The 20,804-nt window shown below is 49.6% G+C and carries 13 protein-coding genes; 10 read left to right on the top strand and 3 right to left on the bottom strand.

Annotated elements, in window-relative coordinates:
- Nucleotides 1-2: 2 nt before the first annotated feature.
- From iolC to iolD, 3 genes are read right to left on the bottom strand one after another with little or no spacing between them, the layout of a single operon-like run.
- Nucleotides 3-1,031, bottom strand: a complete 1,029-nt coding sequence (gene iolC, locus G5S52_RS05145) for a 5-dehydro-2-deoxygluconokinase (protein ID WP_165012067.1) — start codon at nucleotides 1,029-1,031, stop codon at nucleotides 3-5.
- Nucleotides 1,024-2,199 (bottom strand): Gfo/Idh/MocA family protein, encoded by a 1,176-nt coding sequence (locus G5S52_RS05140; protein WP_165012066.1) that lies wholly within the window; start codon nucleotides 2,197-2,199, stop codon nucleotides 1,024-1,026. The genes iolC and G5S52_RS05140 overlap by 8 nt, the downstream gene beginning before the upstream one ends.
- A gap of 20 nt (nucleotides 2,200-2,219) precedes the next feature.
- Nucleotides 2,220-4,073, bottom strand: coding sequence for a 3D-(3,5/4)-trihydroxycyclohexane-1,2-dione acylhydrolase (decyclizing) (iolD, locus tag G5S52_RS05135; protein ID WP_165012065.1), 1,854 nt, complete (start codon nucleotides 4,071-4,073; stop codon nucleotides 2,220-2,222).
- Between the two features lie 306 nt (nucleotides 4,074-4,379).
- Between iolD and G5S52_RS05130 the strand changes: the two genes are divergently transcribed.
- From G5S52_RS05130 to G5S52_RS05085, 10 genes are all read left to right on the top strand, one after another.
- Nucleotides 4,380-5,279: a TIM barrel protein gene (locus G5S52_RS05130; protein ID WP_165012064.1), complete on the top strand. Its 900-nt coding sequence runs from the start codon at nucleotides 4,380-4,382 to the stop codon at nucleotides 5,277-5,279.
- Between the two features lie 74 nt (nucleotides 5,280-5,353).
- Complete coding sequence (locus G5S52_RS05125; protein ID WP_165012063.1) at nucleotides 5,354-6,487, top strand: ABC transporter permease; 1,134 nt, start codon at nucleotides 5,354-5,356, stop codon at nucleotides 6,485-6,487.
- A 35-nt stretch (nucleotides 6,488-6,522) separates the two neighbouring features.
- Complete coding sequence (locus tag G5S52_RS05120) at nucleotides 6,523-7,335, top strand: ATP-binding cassette domain-containing protein (RefSeq protein WP_165012062.1); 813 nt, start codon at nucleotides 6,523-6,525, stop codon at nucleotides 7,333-7,335.
- A gap of 114 nt (nucleotides 7,336-7,449) precedes the next feature.
- Nucleotides 7,450-8,418 (top strand): sugar ABC transporter substrate-binding protein, encoded by a 969-nt coding sequence (locus G5S52_RS05115; RefSeq protein WP_205743771.1) that lies wholly within the window; start codon nucleotides 7,450-7,452, stop codon nucleotides 8,416-8,418.
- Between the two features lie 212 nt (nucleotides 8,419-8,630).
- The gene (locus G5S52_RS05110) at nucleotides 8,631-9,683 is read left to right on the top strand and encodes a LacI family DNA-binding transcriptional regulator (RefSeq protein ID WP_165012061.1); all 1,053 of its coding nucleotides are present in this window, start codon (nucleotides 8,631-8,633) and stop codon (nucleotides 9,681-9,683) included.
- Nucleotides 9,684-9,996: 313 nt separating this feature from the next.
- Nucleotides 9,997-10,494, top strand: a complete 498-nt coding sequence (locus G5S52_RS05105) for a M48 metallopeptidase family protein (protein ID WP_165012060.1) — start codon at nucleotides 9,997-9,999, stop codon at nucleotides 10,492-10,494.
- Nucleotides 10,495-10,754: 260 nt separating this feature from the next.
- Nucleotides 10,755-12,116: an MATE family efflux transporter gene (locus G5S52_RS05100; RefSeq protein ID WP_165012059.1), complete on the top strand. Its 1,362-nt coding sequence runs from the start codon at nucleotides 10,755-10,757 to the stop codon at nucleotides 12,114-12,116.
- A 606-nt stretch (nucleotides 12,117-12,722) separates the two neighbouring features.
- Nucleotides 12,723-14,522, top strand: coding sequence for a calcium-binding protein (locus G5S52_RS05095; RefSeq protein WP_205743770.1), 1,800 nt, complete (start codon nucleotides 12,723-12,725; stop codon nucleotides 14,520-14,522).
- Between the two features lie 522 nt (nucleotides 14,523-15,044).
- A complete protein-coding gene (locus G5S52_RS05090; protein ID WP_235956095.1) occupies nucleotides 15,045-17,738 on the top strand; it encodes a DUF4114 domain-containing protein in 2,694 nt (897 codons plus the stop codon).
- Nucleotides 17,739-18,170: 432 nt separating this feature from the next.
- Nucleotides 18,171-20,804 (top strand): calcium-binding protein, encoded by a 2,634-nt coding sequence (locus G5S52_RS05085; RefSeq protein ID WP_165012058.1) that lies wholly within the window; start codon nucleotides 18,171-18,173, stop codon nucleotides 20,802-20,804.

The raw sequence follows: 20,804 nt of genomic DNA, 5'->3' as shown, positions 1-20,804 counted from the left end.
GCTCAGTCTGTGGTAAATGTGTAACCACGGTTGCACATAAATTCCCGCAGCGGTGCAAGCGAAGACATCGCATCTGCGCAGGTGTCGCCTGTGACATTAATGGCAGCATTGGCTGCCCCCATGGCCACGGCGTCTTGTAAACAATATTGATTTAGCAGACCAAAAAGCAGGCCGGCAGCAAAAGCGTCACCGGCACCGTAAGGTTTGCGCGCTTCCACTTTGAATATAGGTTGAGACAGGCTGGCGAGATTGTTATCGCTATCTAACCCAAAGACATCACACCCTTCAGCGCCACCTTTTACGATGACCAGCTCTGCACTGCCACTTAACAGCTCTGATGCTGCACTGACATGGCTGTCTTCAACGTCATGCGGAATGCCCATTACCTCGAACTCTTCGCGATTACCAATCACCACGTCGCAGAAAGAAGCGGCAAGACGGTAGAAGTGAGGAGGATCCTCAGGAAAGGCCCACGAGTAAGGGCGGTAATCCAAGTCCAGTACGACTAAGGTGCCTGACAGTTGTGCCATTTGCATGGCACAGAAGGTCGCTTCCCGTGAAGGGCTGGTGGACAGCGCGGTACCTGAAACAAACAGACATCGGGCGTTGCTGAGGTAGCTGCTGTCTATGTGTTCAACACAGAGCGCAAGGTCAGCCGCGTTATTACGGTAAATCACCACTTCGGGTTCTGGACGCAACTCTGCCACAGCAAGGCTGGTGCGGTATTCACCCGTGAGCGTTGCCACACCATCCAGATTAATCCCTTTCCCTTCCATGTAAGTGCGAACATAACGTCCCTGAGCATCATCTGTCAGACAGGAAATAAAGCCTGCTTTGGCGCCAAGTTCCGCAAGACCAATCGCTACATTCGCAGGTGATCCGCCGACGCATTTTTTGAAGCTTGATTCAACGTTGAAGTCTGCACCGTCCGTATTGCCATAAAAATCGACCCCAGCGCGGCCCAGACAAACCACGTCTATCGGACGGTCCCTGTTGGCCTGCCAATCTGAAAGGTGAATGGAATCAGTCATAGTCCACCCAAACGGCACCGTTATCGGCCGATTTCACACAGGCATTCACCATCTTCACGCCATCGATACCGCCGTCGATATCTGGGTACCAATGACTTTCAAGGAAGGCTTTGTCATCGCGGTTGTAGGCATCAATCGCGAGTGCGTAGCGGTGATAAAGGTTTGCCCAGGACTCGAAGAAACCTTCAGCATGACCACCGCCTTGACGATTGGCTGAAACGCCAGGATCGTCGTTGTGCAGATAGCCCATACCACGCTCAAGAATACGGACAGGTTCTCCCTGAACTTCATATCGAAGCTGGTTTGGATATTCATCCCACCATTCGAGGCTGGCTTTTTCGCCAACAATGCGGACTTTCTGCTGATGCATTGAGCCGCTGTTGATGGCGCTCGCCCAGAGTGTACCGACCGCTCCACCTTCAAACTGGAACACCACATGAGCGTTGTCTTCCAATGGCGCGCGGGATTCGATAAAGCTCTGGCGTGAACACATCAGGGACTTCACTTTCAGCCCCGTGATCATGCCGGCCATGTAAAACGGATGCGTGCCGCAATCGCCAATAATGAAACTTGGTCCGGACACCTCTGGGTTCATGCGCCATTTTGCGCCCGGGCTGTTTTTCTCAATCTCGGTGTTGTGGAAACCGTGGGCGAAAGACATCTGAATAACACGCACGGCGCCGATGTCACCGCGACGTACCATTTCGCGCGCCTGATGCACCATCTGGAATCCGGTGTAGCCGTACATCACCGCCAGCATCTTGTTTTGCTTTTCTGCCAAGGCTTTCAGTTCAAGTGCATCTTCAACGTGAATGGTGGCGGGCTTTTCACAAATGACGTGCAAACCTGCTTCCAGCGCCGCTTTGGCAATTTCATAGTGGGTAGAGTTCGGCGTGGCGATAGAAACAGCTTGAATCCCATCTTCACGCTTGGCTTCTTCTGCAAACAGGGTTTTGTAGTCGGGATAGCAGCGCTCGGGAACAAGACCCAGCTTGGTCCCGAAGTCGCGTCCACGTTCTGCATCCAAATCCAGTGCTGCTGCAACAAAGGTAAACAGACGGTCACGCTGGGCAGCAGCGCGGTGCGAGTAACCAATCTCACTGCCGCGGCCGCCGCCAACCATTCCCCAACGGATCGGTGCATCTAGCTGGAATTCTTCGTTAAACATGCGTGTTCTCCTTGTTGTTATTACACGCCACGACGCTGATTAACACGTCCCTGTTCCCAGTTATCCCGGGCTTCGATGATATTTGGATCGTCAGAGACTTCTGACAGACCGACTTCCCACCAGGCATCACAAGACGACCACTTGGTATCGTCGATGTCGACGACCAATACATAGGTGCGATCTGCGGCTTTGGCACGTTCGAAAGCGGCATCAAAGTCGCCCAAGCTGGTGACTTTCTCTGCATGTGCGCCCAAGCCTTTTGCATGACTGACAAAATCTACGCGCGGCAGGTCGTAATCACGCTCTGTGGTGCAGTCTTCCAACTGGTTGTTGAAAGCGGTGTTACCTGTGTTGGTTTGCAGCTTGCGGATCACTGCGAAACCGCCGTTATCACAAACCACCACAATCATCTTGTGCCCGGTCAGTACAGAGCTGTAGATGTCGGAATTCATCATCAGATACGAACCATCACCGACCATCACAATAGATTCATGGTCTGGTCTGGCAATCTTGTTGCCCCAGCCGGCAGCGACTTCGTAGCCCATGCAGGAGAAACCGAATTCCACATCCAGCGAATACGGATAGGTCGCCTGCCAGTTCATGTTGATTTCGGCAGGTAAGCCGCCTGCGGCAGTGATAACGCGGTCGCCCTCATTGATGAGGCCGTTCACCTTACCAACGACCTGCGCGTATGAAGGCAAGGTTGTCTCCGCAAATGCCGTGCGGCCGTTGACGATATCTGTCCACGCTGCTTTTTCAGCCTTACCTTTTTCAACCCATGCAGCATCCGTCGTCCAATCACCCAGCTTGGCATCAAGCGGCTCAATGGTGTCTTTTGCGTCTGCGATAATGGATTGCGCCATGTGCTTGTTAGCATCAAAACGGCCAGCGTTAATGCTGATAAGTTTCATGCCTGGGTCTCGGAACAGTGTCCATGAACCTGTGGTGAAGTCCTGTAAACGGGTACCAATGGCGAGCACTAAATCCGCGTCATTACACATGTGGTTGGCACTGTCTGATCCCGTTGTGCCAATCGGGCCGCAATTCAGTGGATGATCGTCTGGCAACAAGGTACGGCCTGCGATGGTTTCCACTACCGGGATTTGGTGTTTCTCGGCAAAGCGAATCAAGGCGTCACGTGCACCGGAATAGAACACGCCGCCGCCAGCAATGATCAGCGGCTTCTTGGCAGTTTTCAGTGCTTCAACGGCTGCGTCTAAATCCACTTCTTCTGGCTGTGGACGACGGATACGGTGAACTTTGGGTTCGAAGAAGCTTTCAGGGAAATCCCATGCTTGACCTTGCACATCTTGCGGAAGGGCAATCATCGCGGGGCCACAGTCGGCGGGGTCTAGCATGGTCGCAATCGCTTGAGGCAATGCGACAGTCAGTTGCGACGGCGCATTGATGCGATCCCAGAAGCGGGTAACGGATTTGAAGGCGTCATTCACAGTCAGTGAAGGATTAGCAAAGTGTTCCGTTTGCTGAAGCACTGGGTCAGGTAAGCGGGACTGGAATGTATCGCCGCAAAGCAAAAGCAAGGGCAGTCGGTTGGTGTGTGCAACGCCTGCCGCTGTCACCATGTTTGCTGCGCCAGGGCCTACAGACGAGGTGGCAATACCGATGCGCTGGCGCTTGTGAGCACGGGCATAGGCCACTGCAGCCAGCGCCATGGATTGCTCGTTTTGCCCCCGCCATGTAGGGAAGACAGACTGGTTTTCATACAGCTGTTGCCCCAGACAGGTCACGTTACCATGGCCAAATATCGCAAAGGCGCAGCCAAACAATGACTCAACCTTCCCATCAATCTCGATTTGCTGTGCGGCGAGGTAGCGCACCAACGCCTGAGCAGTAGTTAGCCTTATGGTTCCCATCCTTGCTATCTCCAATAATTTTCCTTGTTTGATGAAATAGTAGTCATGTAATGAAAATGTTTTCAAATGGTGAAAGCTAAAAAATCAGATTTAGCGCTCATTTTTCATTCTATAACACCAATCACCCGCAAAAAGCCCACTTTTGAGACGCTGTTTGGTTTGACAAAGTGAAATCATTACCATAAATGTTTAAAAAGTGTTAACGGAAAGTTTAATTATCGAAAGGGTAAATCGTTTGGCGTTTGAAACGGGTTTAGCCGCGGAGCGTTAAACAGGGATGGAACATTGAATCAAGGAGACATTGCCTTGGAACTGAAAATAGCCAACGCACCATGCTCATGGGGAATTGAGTTTGCTGACAACCCGGCAAACCCAACATGGCAAACCGTATTGGATGAGATTGCTGGTGCTGGGTACGGGGCAACTGAGCTGGGACCGTTGGGTTACCTGCCGACCGATAAAGCTGCACTCAACGAGGCATTGTCAGTACGTTCATTGGGTTTGATTGCGGGGACGTTGTTCGTGCATTTGCACAAGCCGGAAGAACGCGATGCGATTTTGGAGAAAACGCGAGTGACTTGCCAAATCCTGAAAGAGCAGGGCGCAGATTTTCTGGTGGTGATTGACCACGTTTCATCACCGCGCACCGATCAGGCGGGTCAGGTAGAAACGGCAACACGTCTGAATGATGAGCAGTGGGCGGAGATGATGGAAACGCTGCGTGGTGTTGGCACTGTGTGTGCGGAATATGGCATTACGCCAACGCTTCATGCCCATGCTGGCACTTACATTGAGTACCGCGACGAGCTGGATAAAGCCATGCGTGACCTGCCGCCAGAGCTGATGTCGTTGTGTGTGGATACCGGTCACTGCGTCTATGCAGGCATGGACCCGAGTGAAGTGCTCCGCACCTACAGAGATCGCGTTAAATACCTGCATTTCAAAGATATTAACGCCGACGTGCATGCGGTATCCGTCAAGGCTGGCACGGATTTCTATACTGCAATAGGGAATAACATTTTTTGTCCGTTAGGGCAGGGTTGTGTCGATTTCGACGAGGTAAGACAAACACTTATCGAGATCGACTTTAACGGTTGGGTCACGGTTGAGCAGGACACTGACCCGGCAGCGAAAAGCGATGCGAAAACTGATGCCGAAAAGAGCAGAGCTTTCATTGAGAAAGCAGTGATCGCGAAAGTTGCTTAAATGCAAGAAAGCTGCCATCCGGCAGCAAGGAGTCGGGCGAAAGCTCGAGTACAGCAAGGAATTTGGAGGCAAGTATGTCGGTAAAAGAAGCCGAATCAGGGACAGATTCAAAACCGCTCGCACCGGGAGATGAGCGGGTTCGCAAAGTTTCAACGCTCAATCGTATGTTATCCCGCCCGGAACTGGGTTCTGTATCCGGTGCCATTCTGGTATTCGCGTTCTTCGCACTCGTCGCCTGGGACTCAGGCATGTTCAACGCTGATGGTGTCGTCAACTGGACGGTGGTGTCAGCGCAGCTCGGTATTATCGCTGTCGGTGCATGTCTGCTGATGATCGCCGGCGAATTCGACCTTTCCATTGGCTCAATGATTGGCTTTGCCGGGATGATGATTGCTATCCCTGCCGTATATTGGGGTTGGCCAGTCTGGGCGGCAATCCTATTTGCCTTTGTTGGCGCGATGGCCGTGGGCTTTATCAATGGCTACATCGTGGTTCGCACCGGGCTCCCTTCTTTCATTGTTTCCCTCGCATTCCTCTTCATTCTGCGTGGTCTGACAATCGCTCTGTCGATTGCGCTGACCAACAAAACCATCATTTCTGGCGTAGGTAATCTGGCAGAAGGTGACTGGTTGGCTGCCATGTTTGGCGGCAAGATAGGGACAGGGCTCTTTAACTGGCTTGGTAGCGCAGGTTGGATTGAAACCTACTCCGACGGTACACCAGTGGTAACCGGTATTCCAATGGTCGTGGTGTGGTGGTTCTTGCTGACAGCGGTGTGTTCCTTCGTGCTGCTGCGTACCCGTTTCGGTAACTGGATTTTCGCTTCTGGTGGTGATGCCAACGCGGCGAAAAATGTGGGTGTACCGACTGACCGCGTGAAAATCCTGCTGTTCATGTTCACCGCATTCTGCGCAACGGTATTCGCCGCTTGTCAGGTGTTGGAGTTTGGCTCCGCGGCAGCTGACCGTGGTCTGTTGAAAGAATTCGAAGCCATTATCGCGGCGGTTATCGGTGGCGCACTGCTGACTGGTGGTTATGGCTCGGTCATTGGGGCTTTCTTCGGCGCATTGATTTTCGGTGTGGTGCAGATGGGTATCTTCTTTACAGGCGTGGATTCTGACTGGTTCCGCGTATTCCTCGGCGTGATGCTTCTTATCGCGGTGCTGTTTAACAACTTCATCCGCAAGAAAGTCACGAGCGCCCGCTAAAGGCGGATCAGGAAACGGAATTCAGGAGAAAGACAATGGCAGAGAACGACAATTTTATCCTCGAACTGAAAAAAGTAAGCCGTTACTTCGGTTCGGTGATTGCTCTGAAAGATATCGATATGCAGGTGAAGATGGGTGAGGTGCACTGTCTGTTGGGTGACAACGGTGCAGGTAAATCCACCCTGATTAAAACCCTGGCAGGCGTACACAAACCGTCAGAAGGTGAATTCCTGATGAACGGTAAGCCAACCACCTTCGAATCACCACGTGATGCGCTTGATGCGGGTATTGCGACGGTTTATCAAGACCTTGCGCTGGTTCCTTTAATGAGTGTTACCCGTAACTTCTTCATGGGTCGCGAGCTGACCAAGAAAATTGGCCCCTTTGAAGTGTTTGATACCAAAAATGCCAACGAAATTGCGAAGGAAGGTATGAAGGACATGGGGATCGACGTGCGTGACCCTGAGCACCCTATCGGCACTATGTCGGGCGGTGAGCGTCAGTGTCTGGCGATTGCGCGTGCCATTCACTTCGGTGCGAAAGTGCTGATCCTCGATGAGCCAACCGCAGCACTGGGTGTAAAGCAGTCTGCCAACGTGCTCAAAGTGGTGGCAAGGGCGCGCGGCAAAGGCCTTGCCGTGATCTTGATTACGCACAATGTTCACCATGCTTATCCCATCGCTGACCGTTTCACGCTGCTGAACCGCGGTAAGAGTCTGGGGACTTGGTTGAAGAAAGATGTTACCCGTGAAGAAATCCTCGAGATGATGGCTGGCGGACAAGAGCTGGAATCACTCGAAGCAGAATTGGCTGAATTCCAGCGGGCAGATGCTGCCACTGCGGATTAGGCTTTTAGTAAACGTGACGGGGCAGTTCGCTGCCCAACCCTTAGCTGTAACCGGGTGGGCAGCTGTACAGCTCGCCCCATGGATACAATAATTAATATAATTTGGAGACACCGGATGAATACCCTACTTAAATCTGTAGCAAAGAGAGCGTCCGTCCTTGTGTTAGCAATAGCAGCCAGTTTGGCCGCAATGCTGCCAGGTACTGCACTCGCTGATGGTGAGCGTTTTGTCCTGATCAGCCACGCACCGGACTCAGATTCTTGGTGGAACACCATCAAGAATGCGATTGGTACAGCGGGCGAACAGCTCAATGTAGAAGTGGAATACCGTAACCCTACTACCGGCGACTTGGCTGATATGGCTCGCATCATCGAGCAGGCTGTTGCTTCCAATCCTGACGGTATTATCACCACCATCGCGGACTATGAAGTGCTGAAAGGTCCACTGGAAAAAGCGAAGAAAAAAGGTATTCCTGTTGTCACCATCAACTCGGGTACTCACCAGCAAAGTGAAGACGTGGGTGCGATCCTCCACGTTGGACAACCAGAATATGATGCGGGTTATGGTGCAGGTAAACGCGCTAAAAAAGACGGTGTGAAAAGCTTTGTCTGTGTTAACCACTACATCACCAACCCAGCTTCTGTAGAGCGTTGTCAGGGTTTTGCTGATGCACTGGGTGTGGAGCTTGGCAGCCAGATGATCGATGTGGGCCAGGATCCAACAGGCATCGAGAAGAAAGTATCTGCTTACCTGCGTGCGAACCCAGATACTGAAGCCGTGCTGACACTGGGCCCAACATCTGCTCACCCAACCATTCGTGCGTTGGACAAGAGCCGTCAGCTGGGCAAAATCTACTTCGGTACCTTTGACTTGAGCGGCGAAATTGCTCAGGGCATCAAAGACGGTCACATCCAATGGGGGATCGACCAGCAGCCATTCCTGCAAGGTTATGTGCCTGTTATGGTGCTAACTCTTTACAACCGTTACGGTATCTCTCCATCTAACAACATCAACTCTGGTCCAGGTTTCGTGACTAAAGAGAACGTTGAGTTGGTAGAAAAACTGGCTGGCGAATATCGCTAACCATGAAAAGCGCCCGGCAACCCTCCGCCGGGCGCGCTCTTTTCAGACTTTCTTCACTTGAAATTGTCTGAACCTGACCAGCACTTTTAGTCATTTCTAATGAAAAGGCGTCAGCCCAGCTTGTGCGGCTGAAAACATTTTCATTATTATGGTGTTGCGCCTGGGGCTCTATAGCTGAGGGCGAGGGAACGACATGGTAAGCAGGAAAGCGTATGACGAAAGAAACCAATGTTGCCGTTGCAGCAACACAGATTCAGAAAAAACGTAAAGTCACTGTCGTAGAAGTGGCTGAAGCGGCAGGTGTTTCTGTCTCTGCGGTCTCCCGCGCGTTTAATCCTGATGCGAGTATTTCCAGACCACTGCGAGAAAAAGTCTTTAAAGCGGCAGCGTCGTTAAACTACAAACCCAACCGCTTGGCGAGGGGGATTAAATCCCGCTCAAGTCTTGTCGGCATTTTGTTGACCGACTTCAACAATCCGTTTTATCTGCCCATTCTTTCCCGCTTTACCACTGAAATCCAAAAGCGTAACTGCCATAGCCTTCTTATCCACGTCGATGGTGACATGGATATTCAGGAAGCCGTCGAGCTGGTGATGGAATACAACGTAGACGGTCTTATCATCACGTCGGCATCGCTGCCGCAAGAGCTTGTTGATGCCTGCCATTCCCAGAATACACCAGCAGTTATTTTTGGTCGTGATTCGAGTGAAAACAGTGTCACTGTGGTGAGTTGTGACAATGTGCTGGCAGGCAATATGGCGGCAGATATGCTGCTCGATGCTGGCTACACCAAGCCCGCGTTTGTGGCAGGCCCCATCGGTACTTCTGCGACGATTGATCGCCAACGCGGTTTTATTAGCCGTTTGATGGAGCGTGGCTGCAACCAATGGCAAGTCGTGGAAGGCGGTGAGTTCAGCTACGACGCCGGCTACGATGCCACCTTACGTATCTTCCAACACACAGAAAAGCCAGACGCGCTGTTTTATGCTGATGACATCATGGCCTGTGGTGGGATGGATGCATTACGCTATGAACTCGGCTTGACCGTGCCAGAAGATATTGGTGTTGTTGGCGTCGATGATATTCGTCTTGCGAAAAGCCGCTCCTACAACCTTTCCACGATTCGTCAGCCGAATGAGCAGATGATCCAAAGCACCATTGATGCCTTGTTCGAACACATCGCTGATCCGCATTTGCCGCCACAATCTATTACCTTGCCATGCGAGGCGGTGGTGCGTGGTTCAACGCAAAAGACGCGCACTTGATATCGGTGTATACCCAAACAACCTGAAGATGCTCGCATTCAGAGGTCATCAATGCGTTCAATTCGAGGTAAATTTCGCGAGGAATAGTCGTTCTGTTTCCGTGGAATTTAACGAAGAAGTGGGCGCATTGAGGCCCTCCCTCCGGGCGAGTTGACTGACGTCGTGCTCGTTGTTGTTCCTTTTTGATGGAGGTGACTACACCTACAAAGGAACGCCGCGATCACAACGCCAGTCAAACTCGCTGAATCCTGCATCTTCAGGTTATTTGGGTATATACTCTGCGCAGTACCTAAAGTCGATAGACCCTAAAAGCATGAACCCTGCACTTCGTTATTTGGGTGGTTACCCAGAAAACCTTATTGAACAAGTTTCCCGCCTGATTGAAACCGGCAAACTCGGCGCGTGGCTGGAACAGCGCTACCCAAACAAACACAACATCAAGTCTGAAAAAGCGCTTTATGATTACGTGCAGGAGATAAAAAACCAATATCTCAAGAAGTCGTCGCCGATCAGCAAAGTGGCGTACGACGGCAAAATCCATGTCGTGAACAATGCACTTGGGCTTCACAGCTTTGTGTCACGGGCGCATGGCGGCAAGTTGAAAGCCAAGAATGAAATCCGCATAGCATCGATGTTCAAGGACGCGCCGGAGCCTTTCCTTCGTATGCTGGTGGTTCATGAGCTGGCTCACTTGAAAGAGAAAGACCACAATAAAGCCTTCTATCAGCTTTGTTGCCATATGGAGCCGGATTACCACCAGTTGGAATTTGATACGCGCCTTTATCTTATCCACCTGGAAACGGGGCAATAGAGCGTAGAGTCTCACCCAGCTAGAAGTCAGAAGTCGATGAAATGCTGTCTACGGTTTGGTTTTCTGCGTTGACTGTTTACTTCCTAACACTTTTTGATGACCATTCTCGAAAACAATAGCCCATAAATTACATGGGATTACATCTCCCACCTTTTGTTAAGTGCTGTATAGTAAATAAAAAACTTTATTTAAAGAATGGCAAAAATAAAGTCAAAAAGCCGGGGGCTCTCTGGCTATGTCAGTCGGCAAAAGGAGATGCGATGTCAGAAGATAATTTCACCTATTTCTTAAAACGGGCGTTGGTTCTGGGCTTGCCACTTGCTCTACAAAGTTTGTTATTTAGCAGTGGCGGTTTCATCGACAACCTAATGGTTAGCCAGTTGGGTACCGAAGAAGTTGCAGCTTCGGGTATTGGCGCTCGTGTATTTTGGTTTACGGGTATTTTCATTTGGGGAACAGGCACCGGTATGGGAGTGCTACTTGCCCAATACTGGGGAGCCAATGACGCAGAAGGATTGAGACGTAACTTTGCGCTGGGCGCATTAGTGGCGTCTTTGGCGTCGTTTTTGATTTTCATGTTCTGTTGGACATCACCGGAAGTGGTGCCAGCCATGTTTAAAGTGGAAGGTGAAACAGCCGCGCTCGCAACCGAATACCTTCAAATCATCAGTATTGCACTTCTGGTCGCAGGTCCTTCAATTGCGATGGATGCCGCGCTGCGCGCTTTAGGTAAAACCCAAACTACCTTCTACATGTCCTTCATTGAAATCGCGCTGAATATTGTACTGAGTTTCATCTTAATCTTCGGTCACTTTGGTTTGCCTGCGATGGGGTTAGCAGGAGCGGGATGGGGCACCGTGATCGCCCGTTTGTTCCGTGTGTTCATGTCTCTCCTGGTCATTATTTTCTACAACAAGGTGTTGATTCTCGGCTCCGCTGATTTCAGGTTCAGAAAATCCACTTTCCAGAAATATGTGAATGTGACTGCACCTGTGATTGTTGGCAGTCTTATCTGGAGTGGCGGCATCTTTACGTATCAATTGATCATGGGTCGTATCGGTGAAAATGAACTGGCAGCAATGGCAATCATTTCTCCTCTTGAAGCCATTACCTTATGTGTGGCCTCGGGTTTGTCAGGCGCGACGGCGATTATTGTGGGTAATGCCCTTGGTGCAAATAGGCTTGAAACCAGCGAGAAATACGCAAGGTATGCACTCAAAACAGCTGTGTTAACAGGACTGATGGCATCGGCTCTTATCCTGATGGCGCAAAGCTATATTTTGTCTCTATATACGCAGGTGAATGACGATGTGCTGGCATTGGTCTCACTTTGTTTCCCTGTTCTCGCTATCAGTGCCTTAGTCAGAAACATCAATATTACTTTGATTGTGGGCGTGCTCAGGGCAGGTGGTGATGCCAAATTTTGCATGAACATGGACGCAGTTTGCCAGTGGCTATGGGCAGTACCAATGACCGCCATCGCAGCGATGTGGTTGGAATTACCGCTACCGTATGTATTTTTGATGATGACATCTGAAGAAATCGTGAAGTTATATCCCACTATCAGACGCGTGTTTGGCAATAAATGGGTGAACAATCTGACTATTGAAAAAGCCACATAAAAACAGAGGTCTATCTATTAAAAAAGTACGATCTAAGCGATCGTACTTTTTAATTGTTTAAATGTAATTTCTAACATTCTATATAATGATAATTTGTTTTATATTTATGTCATGAATATTGAATTCCTAATAAAGCTTTCCGTAATTTATTCTAATTCACTAATATTTGGTATTCTTTTGCTCCAAAACATCCATCTTAAATCATCTTGTTATAATTTTTATCTCATGCTTAGGTTTGATATTTATATTAACCTTTGAACCCTTGTTTGCTCACCTATTTGAATGCGTATAAAACATTTACACCGTGGCTAACTTGTTATTTAGATGTCTCTAAAATGAATCAAAACACTGACTGTTTGATAAAACAGCATGGTGATGTTGATAGCGGCAACGATGACTGATTCCCACGGTGTGTGACTGGAACAACTGCATTTTGTATTTGCAACGCACAAGGATGTTTCCCTCAAATTCGTATTGTTGATCGACACATCTTTTGGGTTAGAGAAAGACCTTTCCTGACCATGTTCTTATGCCAAATAGCAGTAACCATGCCCCACTAACAAAAACAAAGATACACAAACATCCTTCAAATTAAGGCAATAGGTTATGAATAAGTTACTTAGCATGCTGAGATGGGTAGTAGGACTATCTATTGCGGTATCTATTAGCAGCGCAGTAAACGCAAACGAGTCTTCGGAGGGCACGCCAAAAGGTTGTATTGTCAGCTTGGAAACAGGTGCTGAATATTGTCTCCCGGTGGGACAGCGTTCAGGCTACTCACTACCAAGCTGGATCAAGTCCCATGAGGTTCGTGTCCAGGCGGAAGAAGGTGCAGCAGTGATGCTGTCTGATTGGGATAATCTCTCGTACAACCGACTGGCGGTATTCTCGGGTACTGTCACCAACAGCGAACTGACCAATGTTCGTGCGTACAATGGCCAGAACCTCGACTTCTCAGCACCACGCTCTATGCGCGTTGTGGCCAGCAATGACAAACTGGGCTGTATTGTTAGCCTCCAAACCGGTGAGCGCTACTGTCTGCCTGTGGGTAAGCGTTCAGGCTACTCACTCCCAAGCTGGATCAAATCTCACGAGGTTTATGTTCAGGCGTCTGAAGGGGCGGCTGTCATGCTGTCAGACTGGGATAACCTTTCCTATAACCGTTTAGCGGTATTCCCAGGTACCGTTGAAAACCAGAAACTGACTAATGTCCGTGCTTACAACGGCCAGAACTTAGATTTCTCAGCACCACGCTCGATGCGTGTTGTGGCTAGCAACGAGAAACTGGGCTGTATCGTGAGCCTAGAAACCGGCGAGAGATACTGTCTGCCAGTGGGGCAGCGTTCAGGCTACTCACTGCCAAGCTGGATTCGAGCGCATGAAGTGCGTGTTGAACCATCAGAAGGCACAGCAGTGATGCTGTCAGATTGGGACAACCTTTCTTACAACCGTTTAGGCGTTTTCAACTGTGTGACGCCGAACAGCCAACTGGAAAATGTACGTGCGCGAAACGGCCAGAATCTGGATTTCTCAGCTCCACGTTCAATGCGTGTTTTGGAAGGTACCACAGCGTCTGACCAAATAATTAATGGTACGTCGGGTGACGATGTTCTTCATGGCTGTTCAGGCAATGACACCATTACTGGCTTCAAAGGCAACGACACCATTTACGGTGGTGCAGGTAACGACACTATCAATGGCAGTGCTGGCGACGATGTACTTTACGGCGGTTCGGGTAATGACACCCTGTACGGTGCGGGTGGCAATGATTCATTGTTTGGCGACGAAGGAAACGACGTCCTGCACGCGGGCTATGACGATGACATTGTCATGAATGGCGGAACGGGCCTTGATATCTACATCGGTAGTGAAGGTAACGACACCATGTTCTTTGATCAGGAAGATTTTTCTGATGTGAACTTCCTTACTGAGAACGGAAACATCTACAACGGTGATCGTGGCTTTGACCAACTGATTGTTACTGGTGATGCAAACGTAGACCTCACTGGTGTTTCATATGGTATCACCTCTGGTCCTAAACCTATTGCTCAGGTTGAAGCAGTGATTGGCGCTGAAGGAAACCAGGCGGTGACCGTCAATGCGTTTGCAATCCATGCTCAGTCTGATGGCTTTCAGTCTGCTTCTCTGACTGATCCGGGCGATTGGAACGGCTTTGTTGCTCATCTTGGTGCGGGTAACGACACACTGAATGTTGACGCTGGTATCTGGAGTTACGATGCAAATGCATCAGCGTCTGTTGCCATTTCCAATGAGATGATTGAGTTCATGGGTTTGAGCTTCGCGCAGGTGACAGAGCTGCGTGCTTATGTTTTCACCTATGCGGACGAGAAAATCACTATCTGGACGGATGCTGAGATCGTTAAATCTATCGGTAACAACATCTAATTCAGAGCCTTAGTAATGATAGCCCGGTACTTGATTGTGCCGGGCTTTCTCATCTTTTGAATATCGTTTCTGTCGTTGCATATATGATTTGGCGAATTTTTGGCTAATTCTTGGAGCAATTGCTCTCTTTTGTTTAAAACGCGTCAGAAAATTTCCAGTGATGTTGCTACTGAACCCCGCTCTAGTTCCTCGATTAGGTGAAAACTCATACTTAACTCATCACTGTTTAAATAAGGTCTAATCGCGCTTACTGAGATTAGCGTGATCTTGCTCCAAAACCATTGTTCTTGAGTGTCTTGTCATTAAAACTCTTGTCACACCAAGCGCTGAATGAATGTTAGCAATCTCATATATAAGCAAAGACTTGTAAACGAGAAATTGCGTTAGGAAGACGAGTGGTAGATTCCCACAGCTTCATCGGCGTTTTTCAAACAAATAAGATGAGGACAAAGGTATGGCAGAGATCAACGGAACGACTAACGCAGATTTTTGTATGGTGATGAGAATAATCAAAATCTGTTGATGAATGGTGACTTCGAAGATTGGGGTAACGATTCATCCGATCAGTGGGGTCTGTTCCAGGATCACCAAGTTGCAGGCTGGTACACGCCGGGCAGCATGAAAATCGAACTTCAACAAGGTGACTTTGGCGGAACGCCAGCTAACTCATCTTCTAACACTGTGCTTGAACTGGATTCAACAGGTAATACCTGGGTTCAGCAAGACGTAGACGTAAGCAGTCTGACAGCGTCTGGCGATGCTTCTTTGTCTCTCTCTTTTGATTACGCAAACCGCTATAAAGGCGACAACCACTCGACCAGCCAGTTCGAAGTAAAAGTGATGGACGACGACGGTAACGTTCTTTACAGCAAATACTTCGACAATACCCAGTCAAACGAAAGCTACCACAACTTTGAAGTCGACTTCTCAGTACCAGCAGGCACCTCAGGTGTGACACTGCGTTTCGAAGGTAAAGGTCAGTCTGATAGCTACGGCGCGCTAATCGATAACGTGTCTCTGACCAATAATGCCAATGGCAGCCTGAACGACAAGATCAACGGTTTCGAAGGCAATGACTACATTGATGGCGGTCAGGGCAACGACACCCTTTACGGCGGCGAAGGTAACGACACCATCAAAGGCGGTGAAGGCGACGATACCATTTACGGTAACAAAGGCTTTGGCGCAGGCGAGCGTGAGCTGATGGTCAATGGTGGCTTCGAGCTTACTTACGGCGACAACGTTTCCAACCAGTGGGGATTGTTCCACGATCATCAAGTAACAGGTTGGTACACGCCGGGCACTAACAAAATCGAACTGCAACAGGGCACGTTTGGTGGCACACCACAGAATGATGTGACCAACACCGTTCTGGAGCTAGACAGCCATCGCAACACTTGGGTTCAACAAGATGTGAACGTGTCAGGCTTGGCAGCAGATGGCGACGTAGTTCTGGATCTGTCGTTTGACTACGCAAACCGTTACCGCGGCAGCGACACTTCAACTAGCCAGTTCGAAGTGAAAGTGTTCGACAGTTCAGGCAACGTGCTTTACTCCAAGTACTTCGCTAACACCCAGGCAAACGACCACTATGAGTCATTCTCTTCTGATGTGGTTCTGCCACAAGGTGTTGACTACATCACAGTTCGCTTCGAAGCAGAAGGCCGTTCAGACAGCTACGGTGCGTTGATCGACAACGTTTCCCTGAAGCAAAAAGTGAACGTAGAAGACGACAACGACACCATCTACGGTGGTGCGGGTAACGACACTATTTACGGCGAGCACGGTGACGACGAAATCCACGGTGGCGAAGGTGACGACACCATCTACGGTGGTTCCGAGGCGAGCAAAACTTTCGACCTCGAGAATGTCGACGGCGCAACCGTTTACAACCTGCAAGGCGAAGACACTGTCACTATCTCTGTCAGCGACTTTACTCACAGTGCAGCGTACAACAACAGCATTGGTTACTACGTGGTTGACGCGAACGGTAACATTCTCCGCGCAGAAGTTATCGCAGATAACGTGAAAAACGTGTCTGAACTGAGCGTTGATATCGATGTATCAGGCGGTGTGTCTTTCGGCATGTTCCTGATTCCAAATGGTGACCGCAAAGGCTTCGACGTTGGATCTGTTGACCTGAATCTTTCAGGTTCCAGCTCAACCATCACGCAAGGTTCCTCTAGCTCAGTCGTTTACGTCTCTAATGCGGCAGAAAACGGCGATGGCAAAGACCACGAGAAAGTAGATGGTGATACATCTAAGTGGGAAGACCTTTGGAACCTGGGTGACAAAGACTTCAACGACACTACATTCACCATCACTGTTGAGCAGCAGAAGCTTTACTCTGACAACGACACCATCTACGGCGGTGACGGTAACGATTTCATCCGTTCTGGCGACGGTAACGATGTTGTTCACGGTGATGCGGGTAACGACGACATCAATGGTGGTGAAGGCAACGACGTTATTTACGGCGGTGAAGGTAACGACACCCTGTTAGGTGGTAACGGCGACGACATCATCTACGGTGGCAAAGGCGACGACATCCTGCGCGGCGGTAATGGTAGCGATGAGCTTTACGGTGGTGAAGGTAATGACTACCTGCAAGCTGGCTACGATGACGACTACGTGTTGGACGGTGGCGCAGGCCTTGATATCTACATTGGTAGTGAAGGTAATGACACCATGTACTTCGATCAGGAAGACTTCTCCGATGTCGATTTCCTGACCGAGAACGGCAACATTTACAACGGTAACCGTGGTTTCGACCAACTCATCGTAACGGGTGACGCGAACGTTGACTTAACTGGGAAGTCTTACGGCATCACGTCCGGTCCTAAGCCGATTACTCAGGTAGAGGCGGTAGTGGCTGATGAAGGTGACCAGACTGTTACAGCGAATGCATTTGCTATCCGTGCACAGTCTGACCCGTTCCAGTCAGAGTCTCTGACTGACCCGGGCGATTGGGATGGTTTTGTGGCATACCTGGGCGCAGGTGATGACACCTTTAACCTGGAAGCGGCAGGCTGGACTTATGATTCAGACGCTGCACCAACAGCAGAACTGTCTGCAGACATGATTGCTTACATGGGTCTGACGAATACCCAGGTTGGCGAGCTGGATGCATACGTGTTTGAGAACAGCTCAGGTTCAACGATCACTATCTGGACCGATGCTGAACACTTCACGCAAGACGGTAACGATATTTTTTAAGAGACGCTCATCTCTATTTGTTCAGCCCGGCATTTGCCGGGCTTTTTTTATTCCGAAAGCTTGTCACGACTGAATTCAGGCAGGTAACCAAAGAAAGGATGGTGCTGTTCTTCCTATATCCAAAACTAGCTGTGTTAACTATCTGGACACGCTGCCGAGAGGCTGTATGAAACTAGTCCTTTTATAATCTGACTAATGGCACTTCATTCATTGTGCCTTTCAACCTTATTAATTCCGCTCGCTGACTATATTCTGAATCTGCAATAGATCCGTTGTTTGAGCCTGTCTTATCAATAAAACTGTTGTCACAGCAAGCGCTGACAGATGTTAGTTATCTCGAATATGAGCACTCTCTAATTATCAATGATTGCTCAACTGATTTCATAGCATCATTTGTAGGCGTAACCCCAATAGATGACGAGGACAGCGGTAATGGCAGACATTAACGGAACTTCAGGCGCAGATACACTGTACGGCGATATCGGTAGCGGCAGCAGCGATCAGAAAACCGGTGCAGTATTTGTTATGGGCGCCGATTTCAACATGGACAGTGGCAATTTCCACACTTGGTCTTTCCCACCTAAGTTGAGCTTTACCGGTTCCACGTCAACCGTGACTTACAATGATGACGATGGTCAGCTGAACGGTGATGACCGTTGGAATGAGTTCTCTGACGACAAATCCCAGACTGTTTCAATTGATGGTCAGGAATACTCTGCAAACGTTGATTACAGCCTCAAGTACTGTGACAGCGACGGCAATGTTTACACCTTCGCGATTGTTGATGTGGATTCAGACGGTAACGGTCACCACTATTGCAACATTGGCGAAAACGGCAAAATCCTGATCCAAATCGATGGCCCAGAGATCACCAGCAGCACTGACCTGACCTTGGTACCTAACTCTTACCAGAACGTCAGCAGCCTGAATTACGACGATATTACTGAGCCACAAACTGTCAACCCAGCTGATCTTGATGACACCATCACAGCGGGCAATGGCGACGACACCGTATATGGTCTGAAAGGTAACGACCACATCTCTGGCGAAAACGGCAACGATAAGTTGTTTGGCGGTGACGGTGACGACATCATCTACGGCAACACAGCAACGCCAAACTTCAGCGAAGAACCAACCGTTACCGTGTTCCAGATGGGCAAAGACTTCAGCATGGACAGCGGTAACTTCCACACTTGGTCTTTCCCACCAAAGCTGGCGTTTGATGGCACCACCACGAAAGTCACTTTCCAAGACGATGATGGTGTACTTAACGGCGACAACTACTGCAACGAGTTCTCAGACGACAAATCGCAGACCGTGACTATCGACGGTAAGACGTATCCAGTGAACCTGGATTACTCGCTGAAATACTGTGATTCAGACGGCAATGTATACACCTTTGCGATCATTGATGTGGATCTGGATGGCAATGGCCACCACTACCACAACCTGAACGAGAACGGTAACCTGCTGCTTCAAATTGACGGCCCGGAAATCACCGACGCGACGGATTTATCTCTGGTTCCGCATTCTTATCAGAACGTGAACTCTTTGGACTACGACGACATCGCGACTGCGAAAACCATCAAGTATAACGACAATGATTACATCGATGGCGGTGCAGGTAACGACACCATCTACGGTCAGTGGGGCGATGACGAGATCCACGGCGGTTCAGGTGATGACATCATCTATGGTGGTCAAATCGCGACTGAAACCATCGAAACTGACCCGACAGCGAAAGTGTTCGTGATGGGTGATGACTTCTCAATGCCTTCTGGCGGTGAATTCCACACTTGGTGTTTCCCATCAAAACTGGCGTTTGATGGCGGCATGACAGAAGTGACTTTCCAGGATGACGATGGCGTGCTCCACGGTGACAACTACTGTAATGAGTACTCTGACGACAAAACCCAAACTGTGACCATTGGTAACAACACCTACGCGGTGAACCTGGATTACACCCTGAAGTACACCGACGGTACTAACGTTTACAAGTTCGCGATCATCGACGTGGACCTGGATGGCAACAAGCACCACTACTGGAACCTTGAAGAAAACGGCAAGATCCTGCTGCAAATCGAAGGTCCGGAGATCACATCAGCAACTGACCTGACTTTGGTTCCTCACTCTTATGAGAACCTGAGAGAGATTGATTACACCGATTTCGCTGAAACCACGAAAGAAGTGACAGTAAGCGACAAAGACACCATTCACGGTGGTGAAGGTGATGACTTCATTCGCTCTGGTGACGACGACGACCTGGTTTACGGTGATGAAGGTAATGACAACATCAACGGTGGCGAAGGTAACGACGTTATTTACGGCGGCGAAGGTAACGATACCATTCTGGGTGGTAACGGCGACGACATCCTTTACGGTGGTGAAGGTGATGACATTCTTCGCGGCGGTAACGGTAGCGACGAGCTATACGGTGGCGCGGGTGATGACTACCTGCAAGCAGGTTATGACGACGACTATGTGCTGGATGGCGGTACGGGTAAAGACCTTTACGTAGGTAGTGAAGGTAACGATACCATGTACTTCGATCAGGAAGACTTCTCTGACCTGAACTTCCTTCAAGAGAACGGCAACATCTACATCGGTGACCGTGGCTTTGACCAACTGATTGTGAACGGTGATGCAAACGTCGATATGACTGGTGAGTCATACGGCCTGAGCGCTGGCTTTAAGCCAATCGCGCAGGTAGAAGCTGTGATTGGTGACGAGGGTGACCAGACTGTGACCGCGAATGCGTTCGCTATCAAAGCACAATCTGACCCATTCCAGTCTGCTTCTTTGACTGACCCAGGCGATTGGGATGGTTTTGTGGCTTACCTGGGTGCGGGTGATGATACCTTCAACCTGGATGGCAATGGCTGGAAGCTGGATGCAGATGCAGCACCAACCGCAGAACTGTCAGCTGACATGATTGCATTCATGGGCCTGAACAATACACAAGTTGCCGAGTTGGATGCTTACGTATTCGAGACCAACTCAGGCTCAACCATCACAGTATGGACTGATGCGGAGCACTTTACTCTGAATGGTGACGACATCATCTAA

Source organism: Grimontia sedimenti, from assembly GCF_011045095.1.
Classification (GTDB): Bacteria; Pseudomonadota; Gammaproteobacteria; order Enterobacterales; family Vibrionaceae; genus Enterovibrio; species Enterovibrio sedimenti.
The sequence above is the reverse complement of the archived record's forward strand: the minus strand, read 5'-3'. Positions and strand labels throughout refer to the sequence as shown.